Origin of the sequence: Protofrankia sp. Cj5, assembly GCF_917627405.1 — a bacterium.
Classification (GTDB): Bacteria; Actinomycetota; Actinomycetes; order Frankiales; family Frankiaceae; genus Protofrankia.
The window spans coordinates 1-7,498 of sequence record NZ_CAKJTO010000163.1; the positions used below are offsets into that span (position 1 = coordinate 1).

Below are 7,498 nucleotides of genomic sequence, written 5' to 3' on the forward strand. Positions count from 1 at the left end.
CGATTACTTCCCGGCCTTCCACGACGGTTACTCTCTCCATGGTCGGCATGATTTCGGGATCAAACGGCGCCAGCGCCGCATGAAGTTTCTCCAGCGTTTCGTCGGTGACCTGCTGACCCACGATGTGGCCGTCTGGGCGGACACCGAACAGCACCCGACCGCCATGCAGGTTTACCATCCCACACAGCGTGCGGGCTGCCGCCGTTCGCTGGCCCGTCGACTCCTTGAATTCCTGGTGATCAGATTCGCCCTCGGATGCCCACCTGACAATCTGATCAGTAGCCACCGGCTCGGATATCGAAGTCACAGTGGATCACATTACCTGTAACTGTCGCGTTCGATATAAGGATCTTCCAGGGTGGGGTGCCAGTTTCTTGATCATTTTCAGAGTGTCCTTCCGGCCAGTGCGGCGCCGACTATCGTGTGATCTACGAGGTGCATGACGACGTCCTGCTCGGCCTCGTTGTCCCTGTCGCCTACCGTCACGGGGTCTACCACCGGATCTGATTTCGTATGTCCATCCCGGATATCGGCCGCGAAGCCGGCGCACAGGATGATCTTTTGTCGCTACAGCGCCAGGACCCCGGCGTAGCCCTCGCTCTACGTCTGCGACCAGCCACGCGGGGATCTCGCCGACCCGGCTCTCGAGGTCGACGCGGTCGAGGGTGGCGACCTGGGTGACATTGGCCACCGAGTCCTTCGGGATGCCGGTCACGGCCGCCGGCAGGAACACGTTGCCCGGCATCGCGGCCAGTCGCAGATTCCTCGTCGCGGCCACCACGACGATGGTGCGCAGTCTGCTGCGGTTGAAGGGCTTGGCCCGCCTGCACGACCACGACCGGCCGGCGTAATGCCGGCGCCGACCCGCGGGGCTCGCCGAGGTCGGCCCACCACAGGTCCCCTCGGCCTTATCGCCAACGCGCTGTGCGATCTGCTGCTGCGTCTGGCGGACGCCGCCGCTTATTGATGATCGGCGCGGGTTTGTCGTTGGGTACGGTTTTGGACCGGATAAGCGTACCCAACGACAAACTGTTCAGAAGAGGGTTGGCGGCCCGGTCGGTATCGGCTGAGGCAGCGCATCGAGTTCGGGCAGGCGCACCCGTACGCTGTCATGGAAGCGGCGCGCGAGTTGTGGTGCGTCGGCGTTGTCCGGGGTGTGAATAAAGACAGTGGGTGAGCGACCCTCGCGCAACCATTCGACGACAATGTCAATCCAACGCTGCCAGCCTTCGATCGTCCGTGCGGAAGCGTCGCGGCCGAGGTAGCGGATGATCGGCCGGTCGGTCAACGCGAGTGATCGGAGCGGTACGCGCGGCTTCTTGGTCCATGCGTCTCGTTCAGCGTCGCTCTGTGGCGGACTTTGAAAGAATACGGTGGTGTCGAACGGAATCCATTCGGCGGCTGCGGTGGCAAGTGCTCCTTCGAGAAGTCGCGCCGCGCGGGGGTCGTTGAAGAATGCGGGGTGGCGGACCTCCACAGCGTACCGGTGGGACCTGGTGAGCTGGCGCAGAAAGCGGGCAAGTGTGGGGACGTCGGCGGGGGTAAACGATCCTGGAAGCTGTATCCAGAGGGCGTGGGCCCGTGGGCCGAGTGGCTCGATCGCTTCCAGGAAGGCGTGCAGCACCTCGTCAACGTCCGTAAGACGGCGTTCATGCGTGATAATTTTCGGCATTTTGATCACGAATCGAAAATCGGTGTCGGTCTGCCGTGCCCACGAGGCTACAGTGCTTTTGGCCGGCGTTGCATAGAACGTTGTGTTCCCTTCGACCGCGTTGCACCAACTGGCGTAGTGTTGCAGGCGTTCGTGGGGCGGGAGCGGGTGCGCCAGAAAGCGTCCTTGCCAAGACGTGTGCGTCCACATCGCGCATCCCACATGACAACGCATGCCCCAAGCCCCCATGAAAAAATCCGCCCGAAAAGCCGGACCCAAGCTTGCCCGCCAAGCCGTGCCCGCGTCACATGTACCGTACCGGTGTCGTCTATCAACCACTCCACTGGCCCATGTTCGCGGCATGTCATCCGGCCAAGCTCACGAATCCCACCCGGCTGGAGTACTGGGAACGCGCCTGGCTCGCCCGGTTCCGCGCGCTCTACGCCGCGCACCGCGATCTGTCCACGGCCTGGGCCGCCGTCCGGGACAGCCCCGGCCTGGACTGGACACCGACGCCCGGCTGACCGCGGCCTACATCAGCTGGGACCACGCGATCGACGACCGTTGGCGCGGGGGTCAGTTCTCGTGCGTCAATGCCTACCTCGGGACGAGGGGGTTCTGGATGACCAGGGCCGGGAAGCGTCCGAAGCCGCGGTCGGCGCTCCACAACGTCCGAACACCGTTTGCGTGGCACAGGGCGGCTATCCGGGCGTCATGGACCATCGGACCCCGCACTTTTCCGGATTCGATCATGGATCGTAGTGTCGGCCAGTACGTCACTCCTTCATGGAGCAACGTCAGCGACGGTGAGCCGAGCCACGCCTCCACCTGTGCTATGGCCTCGGCTGGGCTGCTGGGCGGATCGTAGATACGCGCGTGCGTCACAATCGAGTAGAACTCGTGTACGCACGGCCATGGAATCGCCCACGTAGCCGGCGACTCGGCGAGGTCGCGGACGGCGGCAGCCGCTGGTTCGTGGAACGGCGAGTCCCGCCGGTGCGCATGGACGAGGATGTTCGTGTCGACCGCAATCATGCACGGTCACCGTAGATTGCCGCACGCACTTCGTCCCAGCCGCTGTCGCGGAACTCCGGGCGCAGGCCGTTGCCGTTCACCGACGCGTCCGGCAACCGAAACTGGGACGCCGAGCGGCGCCGTCCAAGGGCGGCGCGCAGCCCTTCCTCGACGAGGTTCCGCAGCGTGGTGCCTTCAGCGCGGGCCACGTCCTGTGCCTCGCGCACCAGCACCTCTGGCAACTCCACGGTCGTCTTCATACTGCTAACCGTACCTCCGCTGCCGTACTCCCGTACTTCCGTACCGTGAATCGGCCGTACTGCGAATCGGCCATACCGCTGTACCGTGTGTCACCGTTTGTGATCTTGGCATGGCCATTGGTTTCTTATCGGGCGACCGGATCACGCGCTGGCGGGTGTGGGGCTGCCGAACGGCGAGGTGGCGGGCCCTGTCGTCAATGAGTCGCGAAGAGTTGTTGTAGCTAGCCGAAATTCTCTGGATACTGAGGGTTCATCCTGAGTGTGCGGGATGGGCTGTTGCTTCCAGAGGGAGGTCGTTGCATGGGCGTGCTGTTTCCGTCCGAGGACAGGCTGCCGATGTATCCGCGCACTGGTCTTGCACCCGAGGTGCCGGCGGGAACCGTGCGGCCGTGGGGGGTGCGGCGGATGGAGCCGCACAGGGCGCGTGGCGAGGCGGCCGGGCCGAGGGTGGTGCGGGTGGATCTCGACCCGGTGACCCAGACCGCTGTCTGTTACGACGCTGATGGACATGTGCTCGACACGGGCAGGCACAGCAGGACCTACCAGGGCACGGAGCGCTCGACCGCGACCGAAGGCAGCCGGGGTGATGGCCAGCACGGGGATCCGGACACGGACTTCGCGCAGGACTCGAACCCGGTGGACTGAGCGGTGTCGGATCAGCGGCCTGTGCTGGTCGTGACCCAGCTCGACGACCCGACCGCCGATCTGGTGGTCGCCGCGCTGAACGAGCGGAATGTACCGGTAGTGCGGTTCGACACCGCTGACTTCCCCACGCATCTGTCGTTCGCGGCGACGGTAGGCGCGGGGGACACCCGTGATGACCGCGGTGCCTTTGGTGGAATTTATAATCTTGATAACTATTGTCATATTGATGGCGTTGGCGGCTGGCTGCGGGCACGCTCCCGGACGGTGTTGCTCTCGGCTGTGCGCTCGTTGTACTACCGTCGCCCGAGTGCGTTTGTTTTTCCGGAAATGGCCCCGCAGGATCGGGCCTTCGCGATATTGCAGGCCCGTTACGGGCTCGGCGGAGTCCTGACCTCGTTGCCGGGTTGTCTGTACGTCAATCATCCCCATCGGATCGCCGACGCGGAGCTTAAACCGGCACAGCTGGCCGTTGCCGCGGAGGTCGGCTTCACGGTGCCGCCGACGTTGGTGACCAATGACCCGGCGGCCGCGCGGGCGTTCGCCGGTGCGGTCGGTCCGGTAGTGTACAAGCCGCTGCGGCTGCTGCCCTATGCCGACGCGGAGGGCCAGACGCGGACGGTGTGGGTACGGGAGGTGGACGCCGCTGACTTCGACGAGACGATGCGGCATACTGTCCATTTGGTCCAGGCTAAAGTCGAAAAAGCAGCGGATATCCGGGTTACGGTGATTGGTCGAGAGGTGTTCGCGGTCAGAATTGACGGCGAGCACCTTGACTGGCGTCGCGATTACAGTACGCTACAGTATGCTGTGATGGATATTCCGGATCATGTGATCCGGGCGGTACGCGCCTACCTGGAGCGGTTCGGGCTGATGTTCGGCGCGTTTGACTTCGCGTTGGACGCGAACGATGTTCTTGTTTTTCTGGAATGTAATCCCAACGGCCAGTGGGCGTGGCTGGAGGAAGAGCATGCCGGTCTGCCGATGACGGCGGCACTCGCCGATCTTCTGGCGAGAGGATGCGTTGATGGCCGCTGATACAAAACTGCCGACCGATGATATCGGCAGCCGGTTGGTCATGCTCGCCGATGCGCTGACGGCGCGTGGGGATCTGCGATCGAAGCCCTGGCGGGATGCGTTTCTGGCGACACCACGGCATGTTTTTCTGCCCAGATTCTACCGGAAAATCAGTAACAGCCCGCCCACGTACACCCCTGTTATCGCTGATTCGCTGGGCGACCAGGAATGGTTTGATCTGGTGTATACGGATGAGACCTGGATAACGCAGATTTCGGGTAACGACGACCTGTGGGCGCCCACGCCCCAGGTCCAGCTCGGGATGCCGACCAGCTCATCCACCATGCCGTGCCTGGTGACACGGATGCTGGAGGACCTCGACGTCCAGGACGGGCACCGCGTCCTGGAGATCGGCACTGGCACCGGCTATTCCACGGCGTTGCTCTGCCACCGGTTGGGCGACGCGGGCGTGGTCTCGATCGAGTACGACGATGCCGTGGCCGGCCGCGCCGCTGCCGTGCTTGCCAACATGGGCTACCGTCCGACCCTGCTGGTGGCGGACGGTGCTGCCGGCTATCCGGGCATGGCCCCTTACGATCGCATTATCACGACATGTTCCTTTACGCATGTCTCCTACTTCTGGGTGGAACAGGCCCGGCCCGGCGCGAAGATTTTTGTGATTTTTTCGGGTAGCGTGAAGGGCGGCACGTCGGTCCTGCTGGAGATACGAGAGGACGGCACCGCCAGTGGTTTTCTCGACGCGCGCCCGCTGTTTTTCATGGTATCGCGCCCACAGCTGCCCGCCGCGCTACCGATGTTCGTCATTCCCGAGCGCGATCCGTCCCGGGAACGGACCAGCAATCTCGACCCAGCGGTCTTCAACGACGCGACCTTCCGTTTTCTCCTCCAGATGCGTATCCCTGACCTGTCCTTCATCGGGCTTTTTGGCGGCGCGGAGCGTGATGCTTTTTTCCGGACTTCCGACCCTGATCGTTTCTGTGTCGCCCGGATCCACGATGACGGCACGCTTCGTGTACACGACTATGGAGCCAACCCAGTCTGGTCGATCGTCGAGGACACCCTGCACGGCTGGGATGCCCTCGGCCGTCCCGGGTGCAACAGGTTCCTGCTCACGGTCACCCCTGATGAGCAGACCCTCACGATTCCCGGTACCAGCCTGTGCTGGCGGATACCCGTACCTGTCCGGACAGCGGCTTGGCACGCATAGGGCCACCGCCGCTATGCGGTACCTACCGGGCGAGCTGCACCAAGGCCGTGGCATGGCCGGTGGAGAGGTGACCGCGGCCGGGTGGGGCGGCGAAGAACTGGTCGGGCTCGAGCTTGAAGCCATGCTCGCGTGCCAGCACCGGGGAGGTGGGGGTGAGCAGCAGCCGGGCGCCGCTGCTCATGATCTCACTGACGACCCGGGCGAGGGATCGGCGTTGACCGGTGAGGATCAGTGCCGCGTCACCGCAGAGCACGAGCGCCTGCCGGCCGAGTGACCCGGGGCTTGCGATGTCCTGCAACAACGTGGGGCCGTCGGCGAAGTTGACCTGCGTCGGGATCAGGGTGATCTGATCGCAGTCGTCGACGACGACGGCGTACCGCTGGTCACCGAAAGCTTCGGCCTCGGCCCGCAGCTCGGTGTCCTTCAGTGTTGTCCCGGTCATGATCCGGACGTCGTCGTCCTCAACGAGTGCGGGCAGCGGTGAGCGCGGCGGGGCGATGATCAGTACGCCGACGCCCATCCGCCGCAGCCCGCGGGCCACGGCCGCGGCCGCGGCCGTCCGTCCGGAACCAGCCGGGCCGGAGACGAGCAGCAGCTGTGGCCCGGTGCCGAAGAAGTCCATGCCCACGGTGTCCGCATCTGGGCCGCCCACGCCGAGCGGGAGCCAGGTTCCAGATGGAGGCGAGTCAGGCACCCGCAGATCGTCGATGGTGACCTGGGTGGGCAGCGCGGGGAACGCGTGTGGCAGCCCGGCTGCGGTCGGCTCGATGCCGGAAAATCGGGCTGCGACCTGGGTGATCAGTGTGTCGGCGTCAACGTCCGGGCGGCAGATCTGGATGTGTGTCCCGGTGGCGGCGTCCACGGCTCGGCCGGGCATTTCCGGTGGGCTCGCCGTTCTGGACGCCAGGTGTGCCCGGCGTAGTTCCTCCTTGCCGAACGGCAGGAGCAGGCGTCGGTTGAACAGCGTCGCCACCCTGCTGGTGAACAGCTCCTGACCGCCGAGCGGCACGATGTGCACGCCGAGCGGCGGCCCGGACAGGGTCACCTCGCGCAACGTCGTCAGCAACGATGTTTCCTGGAATGCCGGGTCAGCGCGGTTCTCGAACCGTTCCCAGCCGTCGACCACGACGACGAGCCACGGATCCCGCTGCCCGCCGGCTGCCGCCCCGCCGTCCGATCGCCTGAACTGGCGCCGGCCGACCTCCTCGTTCAGCCAGGTGATGAACCTGCGGATACGGTCCGGCTCGCTGCCGGCGATCACCGCGCCGCAGTGCGGCAAGCCCGCGTAGGCCGCCAGCCCCGCCGGCTGGTGCTCGATGACGTACACCTGCGCCTGATCGGGCCGGAAGCGTGACGCCAGACTTGTGATCAATGTTCGGGCCAACGTCGTGCGGCCCTGCTGCGGCCCGCCGGCCGCCAGCAGCCTGTCGTGCCCGGCGAGATCAAGCGCCACCGGCGGCTGGGCCTGCGCGTCGGGTACGTCGGCGAGACCGTACGGGACGGCCGTCGCGGATGCTTCCTCGGTGGCCCAGGCCGCGAGGCCGTCGAGTGTCAGGTCCGCGGGCAGCGGCGGTAGCAACGGCCGCGGCGGCGCCAGGCGGCCCAGCCTGCGGGCGGCGGCCTCGATCGCGCGGACGGTGCGGGCCTGGTCGGTGGCCGCACCGCCGCGCTCGGTCGGTTCCTCGG

Annotated in this window: 9 protein-coding genes and 1 pseudogene; 4 read left to right on the top strand and 6 right to left on the bottom strand. The window is 65.5% G+C overall.

Features of this window, described 5'->3' with window-relative positions; genetic code table 11:
- The 3 genes and pseudogenes from MJ777_RS23310 to MJ777_RS21470 form a co-directional block, all read right to left on the bottom strand.
- Window positions 1-307, bottom strand: a 307-nt coding sequence (locus MJ777_RS23310; protein WP_370652807.1) for a helix-turn-helix domain-containing protein, incomplete at its 3' end; no start/stop codon positions are given.
- 276 nt (window positions 308-583) lie between these two features.
- Window positions 584-896, bottom strand: a pseudogene (locus MJ777_RS23315) (type II toxin-antitoxin system PemK/MazF family toxin); the annotation flags it as partial.
- A 137-nt stretch (window positions 897-1,033) separates the two neighbouring features.
- A complete protein-coding gene (locus tag MJ777_RS21470) occupies window positions 1,034-1,885 on the bottom strand; it encodes a DUF72 domain-containing protein (RefSeq protein ID WP_239377612.1) in 852 nt (283 codons plus the stop codon).
- A 47-nt stretch (window positions 1,886-1,932) separates the two neighbouring features.
- On the opposite strand from MJ777_RS21470, the gene MJ777_RS21475 reads away from it, so the two are divergent.
- Window positions 1,933-2,175 (top strand): hypothetical protein, encoded by a 243-nt coding sequence (locus MJ777_RS21475; RefSeq protein ID WP_239348130.1) that lies wholly within the window; start codon window positions 1,933-1,935, stop codon window positions 2,173-2,175.
- A 73-nt stretch (window positions 2,176-2,248) separates the two neighbouring features.
- Here the strand turns inward: MJ777_RS21475 and MJ777_RS21480 are convergent, their stop codons facing one another.
- Together MJ777_RS21480 and MJ777_RS21485 are read right to left on the bottom strand one after the other, a co-directional pair.
- Complete coding sequence (locus MJ777_RS21480) at window positions 2,249-2,686, bottom strand: TA system VapC family ribonuclease toxin (RefSeq protein ID WP_239348129.1); 438 nt, start codon at window positions 2,684-2,686, stop codon at window positions 2,249-2,251.
- A complete protein-coding gene (locus tag MJ777_RS21485) occupies window positions 2,683-2,925 on the bottom strand; it encodes a type II toxin-antitoxin system VapB family antitoxin (protein ID WP_239377609.1) in 243 nt (80 codons plus the stop codon). Before MJ777_RS21485 ends, MJ777_RS21480 begins: the two co-directional genes overlap by 4 nt.
- 300 nt (window positions 2,926-3,225) lie before the next feature.
- On the opposite strand from MJ777_RS21485, the gene tgmA reads away from it, so the two are divergent.
- The 3 genes from tgmA to MJ777_RS21500 are packed head-to-tail and all read left to right on the top strand — an operon-like array spanning window position 3,226 to window position 5,812.
- The gene (tgmA, locus tag MJ777_RS21490; protein ID WP_239307868.1) at window positions 3,226-3,570 is read left to right on the top strand and encodes a putative ATP-grasp-modified RiPP; all 345 of its coding nucleotides are present in this window, start codon (window positions 3,226-3,228) and stop codon (window positions 3,568-3,570) included.
- Window positions 3,571-3,591: 21 nt separating this feature from the next.
- Window positions 3,592-4,605 (top strand): hypothetical protein, encoded by a 1,014-nt coding sequence (locus tag MJ777_RS21495; protein ID WP_239377610.1) that lies wholly within the window; start codon window positions 3,592-3,594, stop codon window positions 4,603-4,605.
- Window positions 4,595-5,812, top strand: coding sequence for a hypothetical protein (locus MJ777_RS21500; protein WP_239377611.1), 1,218 nt, complete (start codon window positions 4,595-4,597; stop codon window positions 5,810-5,812). Before MJ777_RS21495 ends, MJ777_RS21500 begins: the two co-directional genes overlap by 11 nt.
- 22 nt (window positions 5,813-5,834) lie before the next feature.
- Here MJ777_RS21500 and MJ777_RS21505 read toward each other — a convergent pair.
- On the bottom strand, window positions 5,835-7,498 hold a 1,664-nt coding region (locus MJ777_RS21505; protein WP_255724138.1), incomplete at its 5' end, for an FtsK/SpoIIIE domain-containing protein.

What these genes read in the sequence shown, in the direction of transcription:
- MJ777_RS21480 (WP_239348129.1), bottom strand. Translation starts at nt 2,686, where the DNA reads ATGATTGCGGTCGACACGAACATCCTCGTCCATGCGCACCGGCGGGAC.
- MJ777_RS21500 (WP_239377611.1), top strand. Translation starts at nt 4,595, where the DNA reads ATGGCCGCTGATACAAAACTGCCGACCGATGATATCGGCAGCCGGTTG.
- tgmA (WP_239307868.1), top strand. Translation starts at nt 3,226, where the DNA reads ATGGGCGTGCTGTTTCCGTCCGAGGACAGGCTGCCGATGTATCCGCGC.
- MJ777_RS21470 (WP_239377612.1), bottom strand. Translation starts at nt 1,885, where the DNA reads ATGCGTTGTCATGTGGGATGCGCGATGTGGACGCACACGTCTTGGCAA.
- MJ777_RS21485 (WP_239377609.1), bottom strand. Translation starts at nt 2,925, where the DNA reads ATGAAGACGACCGTGGAGTTGCCAGAGGTGCTGGTGCGCGAGGCACAG.